Source organism: Blastococcus sp. TML/C7B (genome assembly GCF_016612845.1).
GTDB lineage: Bacteria > Actinomycetota > Actinomycetes > Mycobacteriales > Geodermatophilaceae > Blastococcus.
In genome coordinates this window covers 2,033,607-2,054,844 of sequence record NZ_JAEOAA010000001.1, presented here as the reverse complement: position 1 = coordinate 2,054,844, position 21,238 = coordinate 2,033,607, and the positions used below count along the sequence as shown (strand labels likewise).

Below are 21,238 nucleotides of genomic sequence, written 5' to 3'. Positions count from 1 at the left end.
GACGTGTGGGGTTGCGTCGGGGCGGAGCGATGGACACGGCCGGGATCGGTGAGAGGGCCGCTCCCGCCGTGTTCGACCGACCATGATGCCAGATCCCGGGAGGAGCGCCGTGGCCAGCACCGGACCGCTGCACCACATCGAGCTGTGGGTGCCCGACCTCGCCCGCGCGGAGGCCTCCTGGGGGTGGCTGCTCCCCCGCCTGGGCGCGCAGCCGTACCGGTCGTGGGAGGACGGGCGGTCGTGGCGGTGGGGTGCCGACGGTGTCTACGTCGTCGTCGAGCAGTCCCCCGCGCTGGTCGGCGCCGCGCACGAGCGCCGCGCCCCCGGGGTGAACCACCTGGCGTTCCGCGCCGGGTCTGCCGCCGAGCTGGACGCGCTGGTGGCGGAGGCTCCGGCGCACGGCTGGCGGCTGCTGTTCGCCGACCGGCACCCGTTCGCCGGGGGCCCGGACCACCGCGCGGCGTTCCTGGAAGACGCCGACGGCTACGAGGTCGAGCTGGTCGCCGACCCGGCCGGCTAGCCCCACCGCACCCGGTCGACCGGCGGCAGAGGCAGAGGCAGAGGCAGAGGCAGAGGCAGAGGCAGAGGCAGAGGCAGAGGCAGAGGCAGAGGCAGCGAATCGTCGTCGAGCGGGTACACCTCGAGGCCGGCCAGCCGGCCGTCCTCGAGGAACAGCAACAGCCCGCCGACCGCGTTCCCGGCGAGGTCGAGCACCGTGCCCTCCACCCGGACGGGGCTCGTCGCGGTCGACGGGGGCGCAGCGTCGGGCACGTGCAGTTCGACCGTGCCGCAACCGCACGTGCACCCCGGCGACGCCGTCGCCGTCCCCGACTGGGCCCGCAGTTGCTCGACCCCGGGGAAGTCGTGCCCGAGAAAGGCATCGAGGAGAGCGCGCTCGATCGCCGTCAGCGGACGGCGGTCCTGGGCGGTCATCCGTCGGCGTCATCCTCGGCGGCCACCAGGAAACCGCCCCAGCCGTCGTAGGTGCCGCCGTGCCGGTTGACGATGCCGACGACCTCGCGGGTGAAGGCGGCCGCGGTGCCGTGGTCGACGGCGGTCATGGCACTGAACTCCAGCCACACGGTGAGGAAGCGGCGGCGCAGCCCGTCGATGCGGTAGCCAGCGGCCACCAGTTCCTCCCCCGCCGCCTCGGCGGCGCGGCGGGTGCGGAACCCGGCCAGGTGGTCGATCGGCCGCGGCTTGTGCACCTGGTCACCGAGGGCCAGGTTCTGCTCGACAACCTGTGCGCTCTGCGCGACCTGCTCCTCGACGTCCTGCGGCATGTCCAGAGTGGATCACGGGCGGCTCCGTCCGGTGAGCCGTCGAGGTCAGCGACACGCGACCGCTCGCCTCGACGACGGACCGGCGCCCCCTGCCGGACGCCGTCCTCCCTCACCGGAGCGCTTCCTCCCTCACCGCGCACCGTGAGGGAGGAAGCGCTGGGATCAGGGAACCTGATCCCAGCGCGGGTGCCTCGGGTCAGCCGCGGACGGCGGCGAGCACGCGGGCGCCGGCCTCGGCGACCGGCACCTCCTCGCGCTCGCCGGTCTTCCGGTCGCGCACCTCGATGACGCCCTCGGCGAGGCCGCGGCCGACGGTGACGATCGTCGGCATGCCGAGCAGCTCGGCGTCCTTGAACTTCACGCCGGGGCTGACCTTGGGCCGGTCGTCGTAGAGCACGGTGAGCCCGGCGGCGACGAGCTCACCGGCGAGCGCCTCGGCCGCCTCGAAGACGGCGGCGTCCTTCCCGGTGGCGACGACGTGCACGTCGGCGGGCGCGACGGAGCGCGGCCAGGCCAGGCCCAGCTCGTCGTGGGTGGACTCGGCGATCGCGGCGACGGCGCGGGAGACGCCGATGCCGTAGGAGCCCATGGTGACCGTGACGAGCTTGCCGCTCTCGTCGAGCACCTTGAGCTCGAGCGCCTCGGCGTACTTGCGGCCGAGCTGGAAGATGTGCCCCATCTCCACGCCGCGGGCGAGCTCCAGCGGGCCGGAGCCGTCGGGTGCGGGGTCGCCGGGCAGCACCTCGGCGGCCTCGATGACGCCGTCCCAGGTGAAGTCGCGGCCGGCGACGAGGTCGAAGACGTGCTTGCCGGCCTCGTTGGCGCCGGTGATCCAGCGGGTGCCGGAGACCACGCGCGGGTCGACCAGGTAGCGGATCTTCGAGTCGCTCTCGGCACCGAGCACCTGCGGGCCGATGTAGCCCTTGACCAGGAGCGGGTTGCCGGCGAAGTCGGTGAACGGCTCGACCTCGGCCGGGGCGACCTGCGCCTCGAGCCGCTTGGCGTCGACCTCGCGGTCGCCGGGCAGGCCGATGACGACCGGCTCGCGGCTGCCATCGGGGTGCACCAGCGTGACGACGACGTTCTTCAGCGTGGAGGCCGCGGTGTAGCCGGCGTCCGGGAACAGCTTCTGCGCGACGGCGACCAGGGACTCGATGGTCGGGGTGTCGGGGGTGTCCTCGACGTGCGCGGCGGGCAGCCCGTCGAACGGGATCTCGTCGGGCACCACGGTGGTGACGGCCTCGACGTTGGCCGCGTAGCCGCCGGGCGAGCGGACGAAGGTGTCCTCGCCGATCGCGGTCGGGTGCAGGAACTCCTCGCTCTTGGAGCCGCCCATCGCGCCCGACATCGCCGAGACGATGACGTACTCCAGGCCCAGCCGGTCGAAGATGCGGATGTAGGCGTCGCGGTGCTTGGCGTAGCTGACGTCCAGGCCGGCGTCGTCGATGTCGAAGGAGTAGCTGTCCTTCATCGTGAACTCGCGGCCGCGGAACAGGCCGGCGCGGGGCCGCGCCTCGTCCCGGTACTTGGTCTGGATCTGGTACAGCGAGACCGGCAGGTCCTTGTAGGAGCCGTAGAGGTCCTTCACCAGGAGGGTGAACATCTCTTCGTGGGTGGGGCCGAGCAGGAAGTCGTTCCCGCGGCGGTCCTGCAGCCGGAAGAGGTTGGGGCCGTACTCGGTCCAGCGGCCGGTGGCCTCGTAGGGCTCGCGCGGCAGGAGAGCCGGGAAGGCGACCTCCTGGGCGCCCATCGCGTCCATCTCCTCGCGGATGATGCGCTCGACGTTGCGGAAGACCCGGTAGCCCAGCGGCAGCCAGGTGAACCCGCCGGGCGCGGCGCGGCGGATGTACCCGCCGCGGGCGAGGAGGCGGTGGCTGGCGACCTCGGCGTCAGCCGGGTCATCACGCAGGGTCCGCAGGAACAGGGTCGACATCCGGAGCAGCACGGGACGAGTCTCCCAGGCCGCGCGAGCGGGTATCGGGTGGCCCGGGTCAGGCGACGACGCGGCCTCGCAGGACCGTCCGCTGCGGCGACTGCAACGCGCCCAGGTCGGTGCGGGGGTCGCGCTCGTAGACGACGACGTCGGCGACCGCGCCCTCCTCGATGCCGCGCAGCCCGAGCCACTCGCGCGCCTTCCACGACCCGGCGGCCAGCGCGTCCTCGGCCGGGATGCCCGCCTCGCACAGCGCGCGGATCTCGTCGGCGATGACGCCGTGCTCGATGCCGCCGCCGGCGTCGGTGCCGGCGAACACCGGCACACCGGCCTCGAACGCGGCCCGCACCACCGCACCCGAGTTCGCGTACAGCCGCCGCATCGTGCTCGCGTAGGTCGGGAACTTCTTCTCCCCCGCGGCGGCGAAGCCCGGGAAGTTCTCCACGTTCACCAGCGTCGGGACGACGGCGGTGCCGCGTGTGGCCATCGCGCCGATGAGCTCCTCGGTCAGGCCGGTGCCGTGCTCGATGCAGTCGATGCCGGCCTCGATCAGCGCGGGCAGCGCGTCGGTGCCGAAGGTGTGCGCGGTGACCCGCGCGCCCTCCTCGTGCGCCGCCGCGATCGCCGCGGCGACGACGTCGGCCGGCCACTCGGGGGCGAGGTCGCCGACCGAGCGGTCGATCCAGTCCCCCACCAGCTTGACCCAGCCGTCCCCGCGCCGGGCCTGCACGCGGGTCTGCTCGACCAGGTCCTCGGGTTCGATCTCGATGCCGAGGCCCGGGATGTAGCGCCGGGTGCGGGCGATGTGCCGGCCCGCCCGGATGATCGTCGGCAGGTCGGGTTCGTCGTCGAGGGCGCGGGTGTCCACCGGCGAACCGCAGTCGCGCAGCGCCAGGACGCCGGCCTCGCGCTCGGCGACCGCCTGCGCGCGGGCCTGGCTCAGGTCCTCGGCGTGCCCGCCGCCGCGCAGGATGCCGACGTGGCAGTGCGCGTCCACCAGCCCGGGGATCAGCCAGCCGCCCCGGCTGACCGTCTCGGCGCCCGGGACGGGCTCGAAGGTGAACCGCCCCTCCCGCACCCAGACGTCACGGTGCTCCCCCTCGGGGAGCACCACACCGGACAGGTGCAGGGAGGGCAGCGGCGCGCTCACCGCCCGTTGCCGTCCTTGAACTGGTCGAAGTTCAGCTTGGTGAGGTCGGGCAGGCCCTGACCCGGGGGCAGGTTCGGCATCCCGCCGGGCAGCCCGCCGAAGGGGTTGCCGGCGCCGGGCGGCAGGCCGGGGGCGCCGACGGGACGGCGGGCGGGACCGCCCTTGCCCTTGCCCTTCTTCCCCTTGCCCTTCTTCGACTGCGCCTGCATCTGGCGGCCGCGGGCCTTCTTCGACATGGGGCCCATGCCGGGCAGACCCATGCTGCCGGCCATCTGGCCCATCATCTTCTGGGCCTGGGCGAAGCGCTCCAGCAGCTGGTTGACGTCGGTGACGCTGACGCCCGAGCCGTTGGCGATGCGCACCCGCCGCGAGGCGTTGATGATCTTCGAGTTGACCCGCTCCTGCGGCGTCATCGAGCGGATGATCGCCGCGGTGCGGTCCAGGTCGCGGTCGTCGACCTGCTTGAGCTGCTCCTTCATCGCCCCGGCGCCCGGCAGCATGCCGAGCAGGTTGGCGATCGGGCCCATCTTGCGGATGGCCATCATCTGCTCGAGGAAGTCCTCGAGCGTGAAGCCCTCGCGGGAGGCGAGCTTGCCCGCGATCTTCTCGGCCTGGTCGGCGTCGAAGGTCTTCTCGGCCTGCTCGATGAGGGTGAGCACGTCGCCCATGCCGAGGATGCGCGAGGCCATCCGCTCGGGGTGGAAGACGTCGAAGTCGGTCAGCTTCTCGCCGGTGGAGGCGAACATGATCGGCTGGCCGGTCACGTGCCGCACCGACAGCGCGGCACCACCGCGGGCGTCGCCGTCGAGCTTGGTGAGGACGACGCCGCTGAAGCCGACGCCGTCCTGGAACGCCTGCGCCGTGGTGACGGCGTCCTGGCCGATCATCGCGTCGACGACGAACAGCGTCTCGTCCGGGTGGACCGCGTCGCGGATGTCGGCCGCCTGCTGCATCAGCTCGGCGTCGATGCCGAGGCGGCCGGCGGTGTCGACGACGACGACGTCGTGCATGGTGCGGCGCGCGTGGTCGATCGAGTCGCGGGCCACCTGCACCGGATCACCGACGCCGTTGCCCGGCTGGGGCGCGTAGACGTCGACGCCGGCCTGGCCGGCGACGATCGAGAGCTGGTTGACCGCGTTCGGGCGCTGCAGGTCGGCGGCCACCAGCAGCGGGGTGTGCCCCTGCTCCTTGAGCCAGCGGCCGAGCTTGCCGGCGAGGGTCGTCTTACCGGCACCCTGCAGACCGGCCAGCATGATCACCGTCGGCGACTGCTTGGCCAGCCGGATCCGCCGGGTCTCCCCGCCGAGGATGCCGATGAGCTCCTCGTTGACGATCTTGATGACCTGCTGCGCCGGGTTGAGCGCCTGCGAGACGTCCGCCCCGCGGGCGCGCTCCTTCACCGCGTCGATGAAGGACCGCACGACCGGCAGGGCCACGTCGGCCTCGAGCAGCGCGATGCGGATCTCGCGCGCGGTGGCGTCGATGTCGGCGTCGGTCAGCCGACCCTTGCCCCGCAGGCCGGTGAAGACCTTGTCCAGGCGGTCGGAGAGGGTCTCGAACACAGCACGTCCTCAGCAGTTCCGGGCGCGAGCACGTCGCGCCGTCCGCCCCGAGGGTATCGGCGGTCTAGGCGGCGTGCGTCAGGCCCGACCCGACGAGCGTGCGCGGCGCGACGCCGGTGACCAGCGCGGCGCCGCAGTCGACGCAGGCCCAGTCCGGGCAGGGGCCGCCGTCCTCGGTGTGCCCGTCGGTGCACGTCGGCTGCACGAACTCGCGCTCGTCGCCGCAGTCGGAGCAGTGCCACAGCTGGAACTCCACGTCCTGCCCTCCGTCGGTGGGACCGGTCCGTCCCGCTCGGTCCCGACCGTCGCACGGGGCACCGACAGGTTCACGCACCCGCGACCGGCGTGTCCGCTCCCGCCGGGCGCATCGCACCCACGAGCGCGGCGTCCACCCGGCGGCGCTGCTCGGGGTCGACCGGGTCGCCGGAGGGGTTGGCGACGTAGAAGCAGTCCACCGCGTCGGCGCCGAGCGTCTCGATCCGGGCGGAGGTGACGTCGAGCCCCTCCCCCGCGATCGCCGCGGTCAGCCGGTACAGCAGCCCGGCGCGGTCGCCGGCCCGCACCTCGACGATGCCGGTCGCCGCGCCGCTGACCTCGCCGTTGTGCCAGGAGATCCGCGGCGGCGCCGAGCGGGCGCCGTCCTGGTGGTAGTCGGCCTCCCGCTGCCGCAGCCGCTCGGCCAGGGGCAGGCTGCCCTCGAGGGCGGCGCGCACGCCGTCGGCCAGGATCTCCGGCACCGGGGCCCGGCCGAACCGCGGCCGGACCGCGAACACGCTCGTGGCGTGCCCGCCCTCGACGGTGATCTTCGCCGCGCGGACGTCGAGCTGGTTGAGCGCCAGCACGCCGGCGCAGGTGCTCAGCAGGCCCGGGCGGTCGGGGGCGCCGATGGTGACCTCCTGGCCGTCGGCGACGTCCCGGATCCCGACGGTGACCGGCGCGGTCTCCCCCGGCAGGTCCGGCGTCGGCGTCGAGGCCTGCGGGCTGGTGGGCCGCAGCACCGGCGCGGGCTCCTCGACCGGCACCCCGCCGAGCCTGGCCTGCACCCGGGCGACCAGCGCCGCCACCAGGTGGGCCTTCCACGGCGACCACGCCGACGCGCTGGTCGCCGCGCCGTCGGCCTGCGCCAGCGCGTGCAGCAGCTGGAGGACGGCGCCGTCGCAGCCGATGGTCTCCGCGACCCGGTCGATGGTCGCGGGGTCGTCGATGTCGCGGCGGGTGGCGGTCGCGGGGAGCAGCAGGTGGTGGCGCACCAGGGTGGCCACGATCGCCACGTCGGCCTCGGTGAAGCCCATGCGGGCGGCGATCGCGGCGGCGATCGGCTCGCCCACCTCGCTGTGGTCGCCCGGCCAGCCCTTGCCGATGTCGTGCAGCAGGGCGGCGACCAGCAGCAGGTCGGGGCGGTCGACGTCCCGGGTGAGCTCGGCCGCGGCGGCCGCGGCCTCGACCAGGTGCCGGTCGACGGTGAAGCGGTGCCAGGGGTGGCGCTGCGGCAGCGAGCGGACGCGGTCCCACTCCGGGATCAGCCGGGAGAGCAGCCCCTCCTGGTCCAGCTGCTCCAGCACGGGGACGGCGGAGCGCCCGCTGGCCAGCAGCCGGAGGAACGACCAGCGCACCTCGGCGGGCCACGGCTCGGGCATCGGCTGGCTGTGCACCGCGAGCACCTTGAGCGTGTACGGCGAGAGCAGCAGGTCGGCGCGGGCGGCGGCGGCCGCGGCCCGCAGCAGCAGGCCCGGGTCGCCGGCCGGGCGGGCGTCCCGGGCGAGGACGACCTCGTCGCCCTGGCGCACCACGCCGTCGGCCAGGGGCTCGCGGCGCACCCGGCGGTAGCGGCTGCGCGGCCGGCGCACGAGCGTGGCCTCCACCCGACGCCAGGTCTCGTCGGCGACGAACGCCAGCCGGCGCCCGGCCAGGCTGACCTCGCGCAGCAGGTCGTCCTCCCCGGCCAGGCCGAGGGCCACGGCCACCGGCCGCTGCTCCTGGCGGACCAGGACGTCGGCCGGGCGGCCGGTGCGCCGGCGGAGCTCGTCGCGGACGTCGAGCAGGAAGGCGTAGGCGGCCTCGACCTCGGCGGTCGGCTCGTCGGCGAGCTGCGCGGCGGCGACCGCGCGCAGCACCTGCCCCTCGCGCAGCCCTCCGTAGGCCTCCTTGAGGTCGGGTTCGAGCAGGAAGGCCAGCTCGCCGACCTGGCGGGCGCGGTCCCGACGCAGGTCGCGCAGCGCCGGCAGGAGCCGCGAGGCGGCCTGCCGCCAGCTGCTCAGCGTGGCGGTGCGCAGCCGGCCGGCCAGCTCCGCGTCGCCGGCGACCAGCCGAGCGTCGAGCAGGCCCAGGCCGGCCTTGACGTCGGTGGAGGCGACCGCGACGGCCTCGGCCACCGAGCGCACGGAGTGGTCCAGCCGGAGGCCGGCGTCCCAGACGGGGTACCAGAGCGCGTCGGCGATGGCGGCGATCTCGGGCCGGCCGTCGTGGACGAGGACGAGGTCGAGGTCGCCGTGCGGCGGCAGCTCGCGCCGGCCCAGGCTGCCGACGGCGACGAGCGCGAGGCCGTCGGTGCCGGTGCGGGGCGGGGCGCTCCCCCGCCGGGCCAGGGGCGGCGGCGTGCCGCCGACCGCGTCGTCCAGCAGGCCGGCGAGCCAGGTGTCGACGACCTGCACGCGCTCGGCGCGGGGCAGACCGGGCAGCGCCTCGGTGTCCAGCACGGGTCCCCCTCTGTCGGCCTCGGGAAGTGCGCCGGCCGGGGCGGTGGGCGGTCCCACCACCCCGGCCGGCGGGTGTGCTCAGCGGTGCATCAGAGCGCGTCGTCCCCGCGCTCCCCGGTGCGGACCCGCACGATCTCGTCGATCGTGGTGACCCAGACCTTGCCGTCGCCGATCTGCCCGGTGGAGGCGGCCTCGACCACGGCGTCCACCACGCGGGCGGCGTCGACCTCGGAGACGACGACCTCGATGCGGACCTTGGGCACGAAGTCCACCTGGTACTCCGCGCCGCGGTAGACCTCGGTGTGGCCGCGCTGGCGGCCGAAGCCCTGGACCTCGCTGACGGTGAGCCCGGCGATGCCGATCAGCTCGAGGGCGTTCTTGACGTCGTCCAGCTTGAAGGGCTTGACGATCGCGGTGACGAGCTTCATGCCATGGTCCTCTCGGTGTTACGGGCCTCGGCACGCGCCTGCCCGGCCAGTGGGGCGGTGGAACCGCTGCTGCCGAGCGAGGCGAAGTCGTAGCCCGACTCCGCGTGCACGACGGTGTCGATGCCGGTGATCTCCTCATCTTCGCTGATCCGGAAGCCGATGGTCCGCTGGATGGCGGTCCCGATGATCCAGGTGACCACGAAGGAGAAGGCGAGCACGGCCAGGGCGCCGACGATCTGGCGCCACAGCAGGTCGGCGCTGCCGCCGAAGAAGAGGCTCTCCGCACCGGCGGGGGCGTCGGGGTCGGCCAGGAAGCCGATGGCGATGGTGCCCCAGAGGCCACCGACGAGGTGGACGCCGACGACGTCGAGCGAGTCGTCGTAGCCCAGCTTGTACTTGAGCCCGACGGCCAGGGCGCAGAGCGCGCCGGCGATCGCGCCGACGATGATCGAGCCGATCGGCGAGAGCGCGGAGCAGGCCGGGGTGATGGCGACCAGGCCGGCGACGACGCCCGACGCGGCACCCAGCGAGGTGGAGTGGCCGTCGCGGAGCTTCTCGACCAGCAGCCAGCCCAGCGTCGCGGCGCCCGTGGCGACCAGCGTGTTGACCCAGACCACCGAGGCGGTGTTGTCGGCGGCCAGGGCGGAGCCGGCGTTGAAGCCGAACCAGCCGAACCACAGCAGGCCCGCGCCGATCATGACCAGCGGCAGGTTGTGCGGGCGCATCGCCTCGCGGCCGAAGCCGCGCCGCTTGCCCAGGACCAGGGCGAGGGCCAGGCCCGCCGCACCGGCGTTGATGTGGACCGCGGTGCCACCGGCGAAGTCGATGACCTCCAGACCGTTGGCGATCCAGCCGCCGACCACGTCGTCGCCGTCGAAGGCGAACACCCAGTGCGCGACCGGGAAGTAGACGACCGTGGCCCAGATGCCGGCGAAGACCATCCAGGAGCCGAACTTGGCCCGGTCGGCGATCGCGCCGGAGATCAGGGCGACGGTGATGATGGCGAAGACGGCCTGGAAGCCGACGAAGGCCATGACCGGCAGGCCGCCCTCGTCGCCGGTGACGTCCTCCATGAGGCCCTTGAGGCCGAAGAACTCGCTCGGGTCGCCGAGCAGCCCGCCGCCGATGTCGTCGCCGAAGGCGATCGAGTAGCCGTAGAGCACCCAGAGCACGCTGATCAGCGCCAGGGCCCCGAAGCTCATCATCATCATGTTCAGCACGCTCTTCGCGCGGACCATGCCGCCGTAGAACAGTGCGAGGCCGGGCGTCATCAGCAGCACGAGCGCCGCGCTGGTGAGGATCCAGGCGGTGTCGCCGGTGTTGACCACGGCAACCTCCTGAGGGGGTCGTCGGCCGGGCGGCCGGTCGGTGGCGCCGGTCCCTCCGGGGGGAGGGCGACGTGGCGTTCACCGTGCCGGGCGTGTGTTTCGGCGGGCGGTCTCCGCTTGTTTCGCGACGGTGAACTCCCGTCCGCGTGTCCCCTCCGCACGTTGCAGGCGTGTTGCGGACCCCCGGGTACCGCCGTGGACCACCGCTGCCCTGGCTAGTTGCAAACGATGTGCAATAAGGTCGAGGGCGTGCACGTACCCGACGGATTCCTCGACGCGCCCACGTCGGTCGCGACCGGCGTCCTCGCCGCCGGCACCGTGGCCCTGGCGCTGCGCAAGGCGCGGGAGGAGCTGGACGAGCGCACCGCGCCGCTGGCCGGCCTCACCGCGGCCTTCGTCTTCGCGGTGCAGATGATGAACTTCCCGGTCGGTGCTGGGACCAGCGGCCACCTCATCGGGGGCGCGCTGACCGCGGTCCTCGTCGGGCCCTGGACCGCGGTGCTCTGCATGACCGTGGTGCTGCTCGTGCAAGCCGTCCTGTTCGCCGACGGCGGGCTGACCGCGCTCGGCACGAACGTCACGCTCATGGCGCTGGTCGCGGTCGGCGTGGGCTACGGGCTGTTCCGCCTCGTCGTCGCGGTGCTGCCGCGGACGCGGACCGGCGTGCTCGTCGGCGCCGGCGTCGGCGCGTTCGCCTCGGTGCCGCTCTCGGCCCTGGCCTTCGTGGCGCTCTTCGCGGCCGGCGGCGTCGCCGACATCTCCCTCGGCGCGGTCGCCGCGACGATGGGCGGCATCCACGTGCTCATCGGCCTCGGCGAGGCGGCGATCACCGTGGCCGTGCTCGGCGCCGTCCTCGCCGCGCGGCCCGACCTGGTGCACGGCGCCGCGCACTTGCGCGACGCCGGCACGCTGCTCCGCCGTCCCGAGGTCGTGGCGTCCCGATGACCACCCGCCGCCGGACCTCCGGCTTCCTGCTCGCCGGCCTGCTCGTGGCGCTCGTCGTCGCCGGCATCGGCAGCTACTACGCCAGCAGCTCCCCCGACGGCCTGGAGTGGTCGGCCGAGAAGGAGGGCTTCGCGCACACCGCGGAGGACAGCTCCACCGCGGGCTCGCCGCTGGCCGACTACGCCGTCTCCGGCGTCGAGGACGGCCGGCTCTCCGGCGGCCTCGCCGGGGTCATCGGCGTCGCCGTGACGCTGGCCCTCGCCGGCGGCATCACCCTGCTCGTCCGCCGCCGCAGCGGCACCGACGATGTTCCCGCCGACGACGACTCCCGCACGGACGTCGACGCCGGCTCCGCACCGAAGGCCTGACGTGGGCGCCGGCCACGGCGGCGCGCTGAGCGCCCGCTACGTGGCGGGCACCAGCCCCGTGCACCGGCTGGCCCCGCAGGTCAAGCTGGTCGCCGTCCTGGCCTACGCCCTGGTCGTCGTGGCGACGCCGGTGCACGCCGGCTGGGCGCCGTGGGCGTACGCCGGCTACCTGCTGGCGGTGCTGACCGTCGCCGCGGTCGCCCGGGTGCGGCCCGCCCGGCTGCTGCGCAGCCTGGTCGTCGAGATCCCGTTCGTCGTCTTCGCGCTGCTGCTGCCGTTCGTGACCCGCGGCCCGCGGGTCGAGGTGCTGGGGCTGTCGCTGTCGGAGAGCGGCCTGCAGACCGGTGGCGCGCTGCTGGCCAAGGCGACGCTGTCGGTGCTGGCGGCCACCGTGCTGGCCACCACGACCGAGCCGCGGGCGCTGCTGCGCGGGCTGGAGCGGCTGCGGCTGCCCGCGGCGCTGGTCCAGATCCTCGGCTTCATGATCCGGTACGTCGACGTCGTCAGCGGCGAGCTGCACCGCATGCGGGTGGCCCGGGAGTCGCGCGCCTTCGACGGGCGGCGGCGCGGGGCGCTCCGGGTGCTCGGGGCGGCGGCCGGCGCGCTGTTCATCCGCTCCTACGAGCGCGGCGAGCGCGTGCACCTGGCGATGCTGTCCCGCGGGTACAGCGGCCGGCTGCCCGGCGGGCCGGCCGCCGCCGTCCCCCCGCGGGAGTGGGCCGCGGGCCTGGCGCTCCCCCTCGTCGCGGGCGTCGTCCTCGCGACGGGGATGCTGCTGGGGTGAGCACCACCCCCTCGCTGCTGGTCGAGGACGTCGCCTTCGCCTACCCCGACGGGCACCAGGCGCTGTTCGGCGTCGACCTGCGCATCGACCCCGGCGAGCGGGTCGCGCTGCTCGGCCCGAACGGCGCGGGCAAGACGACGCTGGTGCTGCACCTCAACGGCATCCTGCGGCCCGGCCGCGGCTCGATCTCGGTCGCCGGGCTGCCGGTGGCCAAGCAGAACCTGCGCGAGATCCGCAGCCGGGTGGGCATCGTCTTCCAGGACCCCGACGACCAGCTCTTCATGCCCACCGTCGGCGAGGACGTCGCGTTCGGCCCGCGCAACCTGGGGCTGCCCGAGGCCGAGGTGGCCGCCCGCGTCGAGGAGGCGCTGGCGCAGGTGGGCATGGCCGGCGCCGCCGACCGCGCACCGCACCACCTGTCGTTCGGGCAGCGGCGGCGGGTCGCCGTCGCCACCGTGCTGTCGATGCACCCGGAGATCCTGGTGCTCGACGAGCCGTCGTCGAACCTCGACCCGGCCGGCCGGCGCGAGCTGGCCGAGGTGCTGGAGTCGCTGCCGGTGACCCTGCTGATGGTCACCCACGACCTGCCCTACGCGCTGCAGCTGTGCCCGCGGGCGGTGGTGCTGGACGGCGGTGCGGTCGTCGCCGACGGCGGCACCCGCGAGCTGCTCGCCGATGCGCCGCTGCTCGCGGCGCACCGGCTCGAGCTGCCCTACGGGTTCGACCCCAGCCGCGCCTGACCCGTCAGCCGACGATCGCCTCGGCGAACGCCTCCGGCTCGAACGGCGCCAGGTCGTCGGCGCCCTCCCCCAGCCCGATCAGCTTCACCGGGATGCCCAGCTCCTGCTGGACGCGGACGACGATGCCGCCCTTCGCGGTGCCGTCGAGCTTGGTGAGCACCACCCCGGTGACCTCCACGGCCTCGGTGAACACCCGGGCCTGGACGACGCCGTTCTGCCCGGTCGTCGCGTCGAGGACCAGCAGCACCTCGGTCACCGGCGCCTGCTTCTCCACGACCCGCTTGACCTTGCCCAGCTCGTCCATCAGCCCGGACTTGGTGTGCAGCCGGCCGGCGGTGTCGACGACGACGGTGTCGACCTCGGCCTCCACGCCGGTGCGCACGGCCTCGAAGGCGACCGACGCCGGGTCGCCGCCCTCCTTGCCGCGCACGGTGAGGACGCCGACCCGCTCGCCCCAGGTCTCCAGCTGGTCGGCGGCGGCGGCGCGGAAGGTGTCGGCCGCGCCCAGGACCACGCTCTTGCCGTCCCCGACGAGCGCGCGGGCGATCTTGCCGACCGTCGTCGTCTTGCCGGCGCCGTTGACCCCGACGACGAGCACGACACCGGGGTGGCCGTCGCGGCGGGCGGTGCCCAGCGTGCGGTCCAGGTCCGGGCCGAGGACGCCGGTGAGCTCGCCGACGAGCAGCGCCCGCAGCTCGGCCGGCGAGGCGGTGGCCAGCACCATCGACTGGGTGCGCAGCCGGTCGACGATCCGGGTGGTGGCGCTGACGCCGACGTCGGCGGCCAGGAGCGTCTCCTCGACCTCCTCCCAGTCGTCCTCGGTGAGCTTCTCCCGCGCCAGCACGGTGAGCAGGCCGCGGCCCAGGGAGGACTGCGAGCGGGCCAGCCGGGAGCGCAGCCGGACCAGGCGGCCGGCCGAGGGCGGCGGCGTCTCGAAGACCAGCCCCGGCTCGGGCTCGGCCGGCGGCAGCTCGACCGGCGGAGCGGCGTCGGGCACGACGGCATCGGGCTGATCCGCGGGCGGCGCGGGGGCGACCGGCGGGGTCTGCGGCGGCCGCGGGCGGGTGAGCGTCGTGCCGGCGACGGCGTCGTCGTCCAGGCGGGTGGTGCGCCGGCCCCGCCCGACGAGCAGGCCGACCCCGGCGACGAGCGCGACGACGAGGATCGCGATCGCGATCAGCACGAATTCCATGCCGCGAGTCTCCCAGCCCGCGGCGTTCCCGCCGACGCGACTCCCCAGCGCCCGCCGCCCGGGGCGATGGGCCAGGCTGGGGGCATGCCAGCCACCGCACCGAGCGCACCCACCCTCGTCCTGGGTCCGCTGCTGCGGCACGTCGACCCGGTCTCCGCGACCGTCTGGGTGGAGACCGACCGCCCGTGCCGGGTCGAGGTCCTCGGCCGCAGCGCACGCACGTTCTGCGTCGCCGGCCACCACTACGCGCTGGTCGTGGTGGAGGACCTGGAGTCCGGCAGCACCACGCCCTACGAGGTGCTCCTGGACGGCGAGCAGGTCTGGCCGCTCGCCGACTCCGCCTTCCCGCCCAGCCGCATCCGGACGCCGGGCCGCCCGGGCCCGTTCCGGCTGGCAGTTCGGCTCCTGCCGGTACGCCAGCCCGCGCACCGTCGAGGACGCCGAGGGCATCCCGCCGGACGCGCTGGACCTCTACGCGCGCCGGCTCGCAGGCGAGCCCGAGGACCGGTGGCCCGACGCGCTGGTGCTCCTGGGCGACCAGGTCTACGCCGACGAGCTCACCGAGCGGACCCGGTCGCTGCTGCACCGCCTGCGGGACCGGCGCACCGAGCAGCGCGCCCCGGACGACCAGGTCGCGGACTACGAGGAGTACACCCGGCTGTACTACGAGTCCTGGCTGGACCCGGAGGTGCGCTGGCTGCTGTCGACGATCCCCTCGTCGATGGTCTTCGACGACCACGAGCTGATCGACGACTGGAACACCTCGGCGGCCTGGCGCGCGACGACCACCCGCGAGCCCTGGTGGCACGGGCGGATCACCGGCGGGCTGGTCAGCTACTGGGTCTACCAGCACCTGGGCAACCTCAGCCCGCAGGAGCTCGCGGAGAACGCCGCCTCGGCGGTCGATCCAGGAGATGGCCGGGGACGACGAGGTCCGCGACGCCGAGCCGATGCTGCGCCGGATGGCCGAGCTCGCCGACGCCGAGCCCGCCACGTTCCGCTGGAGCTACGTGCGGCACTGGGGCGACGCGCGGCTGATCATGGTCGACAGCCGGGCCGGCCGGGTGCTGGAGGAGCAGCACCGCCGGATGCTCGACGAGGATGAGTTCGCCTGGGTCGAGGCCGCGATGCGCCGCGCCGTCGACGAGGGCGTCGAGCACCTGATCGTCGGCACCTCCCTGCCCTGGCTGCTGCCGCACGCGATCCACAACATCGAGCGCTGGAACGAGACGCTCAACGTGCGGCACCACGGGCGCTGGCGTGGCCGGCTCGCCGAGCAGCTGCGACAGGCCGCCGACCTGGAGCACTGGGCGGCGTTCGGGCACTCCTTCGAGCGGCTGGGCGCCGCGCTGACCGCCGTCGCCCGCGGCGAGCACGGCCGCGCACCCGCCACCGCGCTGGTGCTCTCCGGCGACGTCCACCACGCCTACGCCGCCGAGCTGGTGCGACCCGGCGACCTCGACGCGCGGGTGCACCAGCTCACCGTCTCCCCGCTGCACAACCAGGCGCCGCACCCGATCCGCGTCGGCTTCAAGATCGGCTGGAGCCGCGCGGCCCGCCGGTTCACCGAGCGGCTGGCCCGGTTCGCGAAGGCCGAGCCGACGGCGCTGCAGTGGGAGAAGCAGGCCGGGCCGTTCTTCGGCAACCAGATCGGCGAGCTGGTGCTGGAGGGCCGGGAGGCGCGGTTCCTCCTCTCGGTGGCCGAGCAGGGCGACGACGCCCTGCGGCAGGTGCTGGACAGCCCGCTGTCGGACAGGTGACAGGCTGGACCGGTGACCGACCCCTTCGGCATCCGCCCCGCCCCCGGTCCCGACCAGCCGCCGATCCCGGTGCGGCTGGTCACCTTCAACACCCACCACGGGGTCGGTGAGGACTCCCGGCACGACCTGCCGCGGCTGGCCAAGGTGCTGGCCGCGGCCGACGCCGACGTCATCTGCCTCCAGGAGGTCGACCGCTGGTTCGGCGCGCGCAGCGAGGACGTCGACCAGGCGCTGCTGCTCTCCCGCGCGCTGGACATGCAGCTGGCGTGGGGGCCGGCGATCGACGAGCCGCATCCGGGCGATCACCCTCGCCGCCAGTACGGCAACGCGCTGCTCTCCCGGCTGCCGATCCTGATCAGCGACGTGCACCGGCTGCCCGGCAGCGGCGAGCCCCGCAGCGCGCTGCGCACCATGCTCGAGCTGGACGGCGGCACGCTGTGGGTGACCGCCACGCACCTGACCACCCGGTCGGCGCAGGAGCGCGCGCAGCAGGTGGCGGCGCTGGCCGCGCTGCACACCGAGGAGATGGCCTCCGGCGTCCTGGTGGGCGACTTCAACGCCCGCCCCGACGCCCCCGAGCTGCACCCGCTGCGGGAGCGGTTCACCGACGCCTGGGAGCTGGCCGACGACCGCGGCGACCAGGCCCGCTGGCGCTTCTGGCAGCGCGACGCGGGGCACACCCACCCGGCCCGCTCACCGCACCGGCGGATCGACCAGGCGTGGGTGTCGGCCGGCGTGACCGTCGCGAGCGCCCGCGTCCTCGACGCCGCCGGCGCCTCGGACCACCTGCCGCTCGTCGTCGACCTGCGGATCCCCTCCGGCGTCTGAGACCGCACCCTTCCAAGATCAGCACGCACTGACGGTGGGCGGTCTCCGGATCGCCACCACCACCCGCGCGTGCTGATCTTGGTGCGGCGGCACTAGCTCGACGCGTCGTCCTTCCACCACCAGACCCGGTCGGGCGTGGCGACGACGTCCAGCGCCAGATCCATCGACTCGATCCCGACAGCCGTCCGCCGGAACGACTGCTGCAGGTTGACGTAGAACCCGTACCGCTCGCCCGAGGGCAGCCAGCTGACCCACACCGCGTGCCAGTCGCCGGGCCGCAGGATCCACAGGCACGAGACGTCCCACACGTGGTCGACGTGGATCCAGTCGCCCCGCGCGAGGAGGTCGAGGACCCGCGCGGTCCCCTCCCCCGGGTCCGGGCGGTGCGGCGGCGTCCACGGGACCTTGCGCACCGTGCCGGCGGGGAGCCAGAACAGCATCCGGTCCGGCGAGTCCTCCACGACGACCAGCGGGCGGGCCGCCCAGACGCGGTCGCGCCAGACCTCCTGGTGGACGACGACCTCCCCGGGCGCCCATGTCATGGGCCCGATCGTGGCAGCAACCGCCGTCGAACAGGGCAGAAATGGCCATTTCTGCCCCGGGGGTCAGGCGGCGGGGAGCTCGCGGAGGCGCTGGCTGATGACGCCGGTGATGCCGTCGCCGCGCATGCTCACGCCGTAGAGCGCGTCGGCGATCTCCATCGTGCGCTTCTGGTGGGTGATGACGATCAGCTGCGAGGTCGACCGGAGCTGCTCGACCAGGGTGAGCAGCCGGCCGAGGTTGACGTCGTCGAGGGCCGCTTCGACCTCGTCGAGGACGTAGAACGGCGAGGGCCGGGCGCGGAAGATCGCCACGAGCAGGGCGACGGCGGTCAGCGAGCGCTCGCCGCCGGACAGGAGCGAGAGCCGCTTGACCTTCTTGCCCGGCGGGCGGGCCTCCACCTCGATGCCGGTCGTCAGCATGCTGTCGGGCTCGGTGAGCACCAGCCGGCCCTGCCCGCCCGGGAACAGGGTGGCGAAGACGCCCTCGAACTCGCGGGCGACGTCGGCGTAGGCGGCGGCGAAGACGTCGTGGATGCGGTCGTCGACCTCGCGGACGACGGTCAGCAGGTCGCGCCGGGTGCTCTTGAGGTCCTCGAGCTGGGTGGCGAGGAAGGTGTGCCGCTCCTCCAGCGCCGCGAACTCCTCGAGCGCCAGCGGGTTGACCTTGCCGAGGGTGGCGAGATCGCGCTCGGCGCGGGCGGCCCGCCGCTCCTGCACCGCGCGGTCGTAGCCGGTCGGCGCCGGGGGCTCCTCCCCCGCGGTCTCCGCGGCGGCGACCTCGGCCGGCGACGGCGGCACCGGCGCGGCCGGCCCGTACTCGGCGACCAGGGTGGGCAGGTCGACGCCGTACTCCTCGGCGGCGCGGCCCTCGAGCGCCTCGATCCGCAGCCGCTGCTCGGCGCGGGCCACCTCGTCGCGGTGCACCTCGTCGGTGAGCCGGTCGAGCTCGGCGGTAGCCGCCCGCACCCGGCCGCGGACCTCGAGCAGCTCGGCCTCGGCGGCGGCCCGGCCGGTGGCCAGCGCGTCCCGCTCGGCGGCCGCGCGGGTGAGCGAGCCAGCCAGGGCGGTCAGCGCGACCTCGGCGTCGGCCCGCACCCGGCCGGCGACGGCGGCGCCGCGCTCGCGGGCGGCGCGGGCGGTGGCGGCTCGCTCGCGCGCGGCGCGTTCCTGCCGGGCCTGGCGGCGCAGCGACTCGGCGCGCCCGGTCAGCGCGCGGGCCCGCTCCTCGGCGGTGCGCACCGCCAGCCGGGCCTCGGTCTCGCCCTGCCGGGCCGCGGCGACCTCGGCGCGCAGCCGGTCGCGCTCCTCGGTGGGCGGCTCCTCCTCGACCGGCGCGGCCTCCGCCTCTGCCAGCCGCGACTCCAGGCCGGACAGCGCGACCTGGGCCTGCTCCAGCTCGCCCTCGGCGCGGACGCGCGCGGCCTCGTGCCGTTCGGCCTCGGCCGCGGCGGAGCGGGCGGCGGCACCGAGCTCGGCGAGCTCCGCGGCCACCTTGGACCGACCGCGGTCGGCGGCCTGCCGGGCGGCGAGCGCCGCGTCCACCTCGCCGGACCTGGCGCGGGCGGTCTCGCGGGCGGCGGCCAGCTCGTCGGCCAGCGCGGCGGCCCGGGCGACGGCGGCGGTCAGCTCGTGCTCGGCCTCGTCGACGCGGGCGCGCACCTCGAGGTTGGACGGCGCGTCCCGCTGGCCGCCCAGCGCCCAGTCGGCGCCGAGCAGGTCGCCGTCGGCGGTGACCGCGCGCACCCGGGGGTGGGTGCCGACCAGTTCGACGGCGGCGGGGAGGTCGGCGACGAGCGCGACCCGCTCGAGCGCGCGGGCCAGTGCCGGCCGCAGCTCCGCGGGCGCCTCGACCGCGTCCAGCGCCCACCGGGCGCCGGCGGGCAGCTCGGGCCAGCCGTCGCGCGGCACCGGCGGCAGTCCGCCGGTGACGAGCAGCCCGGCCCGGCCGCCCTCGGTGGTCTTGAGCCGCTCCAGCGCGCCGGCGGCACCGGCGACCCCGGCCACGACGACGGCGTCGGCCATCCCGTCCAGCGCGGCGGCCAGCGCGACCTCGTCGCCGGGGTGCACGGTGAGCCGGTCGGCGACCGGCCCGAGGACGCCGTCCAGCCCGGCGGCCAGCACGGCGGCGGCACCGTCCGCGGGGGTGAGCCCCAGCGCCAGCGCATCGCGCCGCGCCTGCCAGGAGGCGCGGTCGCGCTCGGCGGCGCGCTCGGCGGCGGTCAGCTCGGTGACCGCCTTGGCGGCGGCGGTGTGCGCGGCGACGGCGTCCTGGTGCGCGGTGACCAGGGCGACGTCGGAGTCCTCCTGCTCGGCGACGGCCGAGCGCCGGTCGGCCAGCCGCTCGGCCGCGTGCTCGGCCCGCTCGGCGGCCTCGGCTGCGGCGCGCGCCAGCCGCTCGATCTCGGCCTCCCCCGCGCCGACCTTCGACTGCGCGGCGGCCACCTGACCGGAGAGGCGGGCCAGGCCCTCGCGCCGGTCGGCGAGGGCGCGGGCCGCGGCGACCCACGCCTTCTCGGCCTCGGCGAGCGCCTGCTCCAGGCGGCCCCGCTCGGCGACGACGCCGGCCAGCCGGGCGCGCTCGGCCTCCAGGCCGGCGGCGAGCTCGGCCTCGTGGGCCGCCACCCGCTCGGCCTCGGCGTCGAGCTGGTCGGGGTCGCGCCCGGCGGTCTCCGCGGGGGCGGCGGCCGAGAGGTGCCGCGACCGCTCGGCGGCCAGCGACGCGACGCCGCGGAACCGCTCGGTGAGCGCGGAGAGCCGGTACCAGGTCTCGGACGCGGCCGCGAGCAGCGGCGCGCTCTCGGCGAGCGAGGACTCCAGCTCCCCCTCCCGGCGGGAGACGACCGACAGGGTCTGCTCGACGGCGGTGCGGCGCTCGCGGGCGGCGTTCTCGTCGGCGACGTCCTTGTCCAGGGCGTCGCGCAGCTGCACGAGGTCGTCGGCGAGCAGCCGGAGCCGGGCGTCGCGCAGGTCGGCCTGCACGCCGGCGGCCCGGCGGGCCACCTCGGCCTGCCGGCCCAGGGGCTTGAGCTGGCGGCGCAGCTCGGCGGTGAGGTCGGCCAGCCGGTCGAGGTTGGCCTGCATGCCGTCGAGCTTGCGGAGCGCCTTCTCCTTGCGCTTGCGGTGCTTGAGGACGCCGGCGGCCTCCTCGATGAAGGCGCGGCGGTCCTCCGGGCGGCCGGACAGCACGGCGTCGAGCTGCCCCTGGCCGACGATGACGTGCATCTCGCGGCCGATACCGGAGTCGCTGAGCAGCTCCTGCACGTCGAGCAGCCGCACCTTGTCGCCGTTGATCTCGTACTCGCTCTCCCCGGAGCGGTACATGCGGCGGGTGATCGACACCTCGGTGTAGGCGATGGGCAGCGCGCCGTCGGTGTTGTCGATGGTCAGCGTCACCTCGGCCCGGCCCAGCGCCGGGCGGCCGGCGGTGCCGGCGAAGATGACGTCCTCCATCTTGCCGCCGCGCAGGCTCTTCGCGCCCTGCTCGCCGAGGACCCACGCGATCGCGTCGACGACGTTGGACTTGCCGGACCCGTTGGGGCCGACGACGGCGGTGATGCCGGGCTCCAGCCGGAGCGTCGTCGCGGACGCGAAGGACTTGAAGCCCTTGAGCGTCAGGCTGGAGAGGTGCACGGGACGGAGAGCTTAGTGCCGCGGCCCGCCCGGCAGGGGGCGTCCGGGACCGGTGGTGCGGGTGGGGTG

Annotated in this window: 19 protein-coding genes; 7 read left to right on the top strand and 12 right to left on the bottom strand. The window is 75.1% G+C overall.

Going from position 1 to position 21,238, the window contains the following annotated elements:
• Positions 1-109: 109 nt before the first annotated feature.
• Positions 110-520, top strand: coding sequence for a VOC family protein (locus JKP76_RS09995; protein WP_200490704.1), 411 nt, complete (start codon positions 110-112; stop codon positions 518-520).
• On the opposite strand, the gene JKP76_RS09990 is transcribed toward JKP76_RS09995, so the two are convergent.
• From JKP76_RS09990 to JKP76_RS09950, 9 genes are all read right to left on the bottom strand, one after another.
• Positions 517-933: a hypothetical protein gene (locus JKP76_RS09990; protein WP_200490703.1), complete on the bottom strand. Its 417-nt coding sequence runs from the start codon at positions 931-933 to the stop codon at positions 517-519. The genes JKP76_RS09995 and JKP76_RS09990 overlap by 4 nt on opposite strands.
• On the bottom strand, positions 930-1,283 hold the full coding sequence (locus JKP76_RS09985) for a ribonuclease E inhibitor RraB (RefSeq protein WP_200490702.1): 354 nt from the start codon (positions 1,281-1,283) through the stop codon (positions 930-932). Before JKP76_RS09985 ends, JKP76_RS09990 begins: the two co-directional genes overlap by 4 nt.
• A gap of 196 nt (positions 1,284-1,479) precedes the next feature.
• Positions 1,480-3,228, bottom strand: a complete 1,749-nt coding sequence (locus tag JKP76_RS09980; RefSeq protein ID WP_200490701.1) for a proline--tRNA ligase — start codon at positions 3,226-3,228, stop codon at positions 1,480-1,482.
• A gap of 46 nt (positions 3,229-3,274) precedes the next feature.
• Entirely contained in the window at positions 3,275-4,366 is a 1,092-nt protein-coding gene (locus JKP76_RS09975) for an amidohydrolase family protein (protein ID WP_309229837.1), read from the bottom strand.
• Complete coding sequence (ffh, locus tag JKP76_RS09970) at positions 4,363-5,928, bottom strand: signal recognition particle protein (RefSeq protein ID WP_200490700.1); 1,566 nt, start codon at positions 5,926-5,928, stop codon at positions 4,363-4,365. The genes JKP76_RS09975 and ffh overlap by 4 nt, the downstream gene beginning before the upstream one ends.
• 64 nt (positions 5,929-5,992) lie before the next feature.
• Positions 5,993-6,184, bottom strand: a complete 192-nt coding sequence (locus JKP76_RS09965) for a hypothetical protein (RefSeq protein WP_200490699.1) — start codon at positions 6,182-6,184, stop codon at positions 5,993-5,995.
• 70 nt (positions 6,185-6,254) lie between these two features.
• The gene (locus JKP76_RS09960) at positions 6,255-8,624 is read right to left on the bottom strand and encodes a [protein-PII] uridylyltransferase (protein ID WP_200490698.1); all 2,370 of its coding nucleotides are present in this window, start codon (positions 8,622-8,624) and stop codon (positions 6,255-6,257) included.
• An 89-nt stretch (positions 8,625-8,713) separates the two neighbouring features.
• Positions 8,714-9,052, bottom strand: coding sequence for a P-II family nitrogen regulator (locus tag JKP76_RS09955; protein WP_113799209.1), 339 nt, complete (start codon positions 9,050-9,052; stop codon positions 8,714-8,716).
• A complete protein-coding gene (locus tag JKP76_RS09950) occupies positions 9,049-10,380 on the bottom strand; it encodes an ammonium transporter (RefSeq protein ID WP_200490697.1) in 1,332 nt (443 codons plus the stop codon). Before JKP76_RS09950 ends, JKP76_RS09955 begins: the two co-directional genes overlap by 4 nt.
• Positions 10,381-10,629: 249 nt before the next feature.
• Between JKP76_RS09950 and JKP76_RS09945 the strand changes: the two genes are divergently transcribed.
• Genes JKP76_RS09945 through JKP76_RS09930 form a run of 4 tightly spaced genes read left to right on the top strand, consistent with a single transcriptional unit; the run spans position 10,630 to position 13,217 of the window.
• Positions 10,630-11,325, top strand: coding sequence for an energy-coupling factor ABC transporter permease (locus JKP76_RS09945; protein WP_200490696.1), 696 nt, complete (start codon positions 10,630-10,632; stop codon positions 11,323-11,325).
• Entirely contained in the window at positions 11,322-11,693 is a 372-nt protein-coding gene (locus JKP76_RS09940) for a PDGLE domain-containing protein (RefSeq protein WP_200490695.1), read from the top strand. The genes JKP76_RS09945 and JKP76_RS09940 overlap by 4 nt, the downstream gene beginning before the upstream one ends.
• A gap of 1 nt (position 11,694) precedes the next feature.
• Positions 11,695-12,477: a cobalt ECF transporter T component CbiQ gene (gene cbiQ, locus JKP76_RS09935; protein ID WP_200490694.1), complete on the top strand. Its 783-nt coding sequence runs from the start codon at positions 11,695-11,697 to the stop codon at positions 12,475-12,477.
• A complete protein-coding gene (locus JKP76_RS09930; protein WP_200490693.1) occupies positions 12,474-13,217 on the top strand; it encodes an energy-coupling factor ABC transporter ATP-binding protein in 744 nt (247 codons plus the stop codon). Before cbiQ ends, JKP76_RS09930 begins: the two co-directional genes overlap by 4 nt.
• Positions 13,218-13,221: 4 nt before the next feature.
• On the opposite strand, the gene ftsY is transcribed toward JKP76_RS09930, so the two are convergent.
• Positions 13,222-14,409, bottom strand: a complete 1,188-nt coding sequence (gene ftsY, locus JKP76_RS09925; RefSeq protein WP_200490692.1) for a signal recognition particle-docking protein FtsY — start codon at positions 14,407-14,409, stop codon at positions 13,222-13,224.
• A 523-nt stretch (positions 14,410-14,932) separates the two neighbouring features.
• Between ftsY and JKP76_RS20795 the strand changes: the two genes are divergently transcribed.
• Both JKP76_RS20795 and JKP76_RS09915 read left to right on the top strand, forming a co-directional pair.
• Positions 14,933-15,514 carry an alkaline phosphatase D family protein gene (locus JKP76_RS20795; RefSeq protein ID WP_309232904.1) on the top strand — a complete coding sequence of 194 codons (582 nt, stop codon included), beginning with the start codon at positions 14,933-14,935 and terminating at the stop codon, positions 15,512-15,514.
• A gap of 667 nt (positions 15,515-16,181) precedes the next feature.
• Positions 16,182-16,997: an endonuclease/exonuclease/phosphatase family protein gene (locus JKP76_RS09915; protein WP_200490691.1), complete on the top strand. Its 816-nt coding sequence runs from the start codon at positions 16,182-16,184 to the stop codon at positions 16,995-16,997.
• 92 nt (positions 16,998-17,089) lie between these two features.
• Here the strand turns inward: JKP76_RS09915 and JKP76_RS09910 are convergent, their stop codons facing one another.
• Positions 17,090-17,539 carry a DUF402 domain-containing protein gene (locus JKP76_RS09910; RefSeq protein WP_200490690.1) on the bottom strand — a complete coding sequence of 150 codons (450 nt, stop codon included), beginning with the start codon at positions 17,537-17,539 and terminating at the stop codon, positions 17,090-17,092.
• 63 nt (positions 17,540-17,602) lie between these two features.
• Complete coding sequence (smc, locus tag JKP76_RS09905; RefSeq protein WP_200490689.1) at positions 17,603-21,169, bottom strand: chromosome segregation protein SMC; 3,567 nt, start codon at positions 21,167-21,169, stop codon at positions 17,603-17,605.
• Positions 21,170-21,238 lie beyond the last annotated feature (69 nt).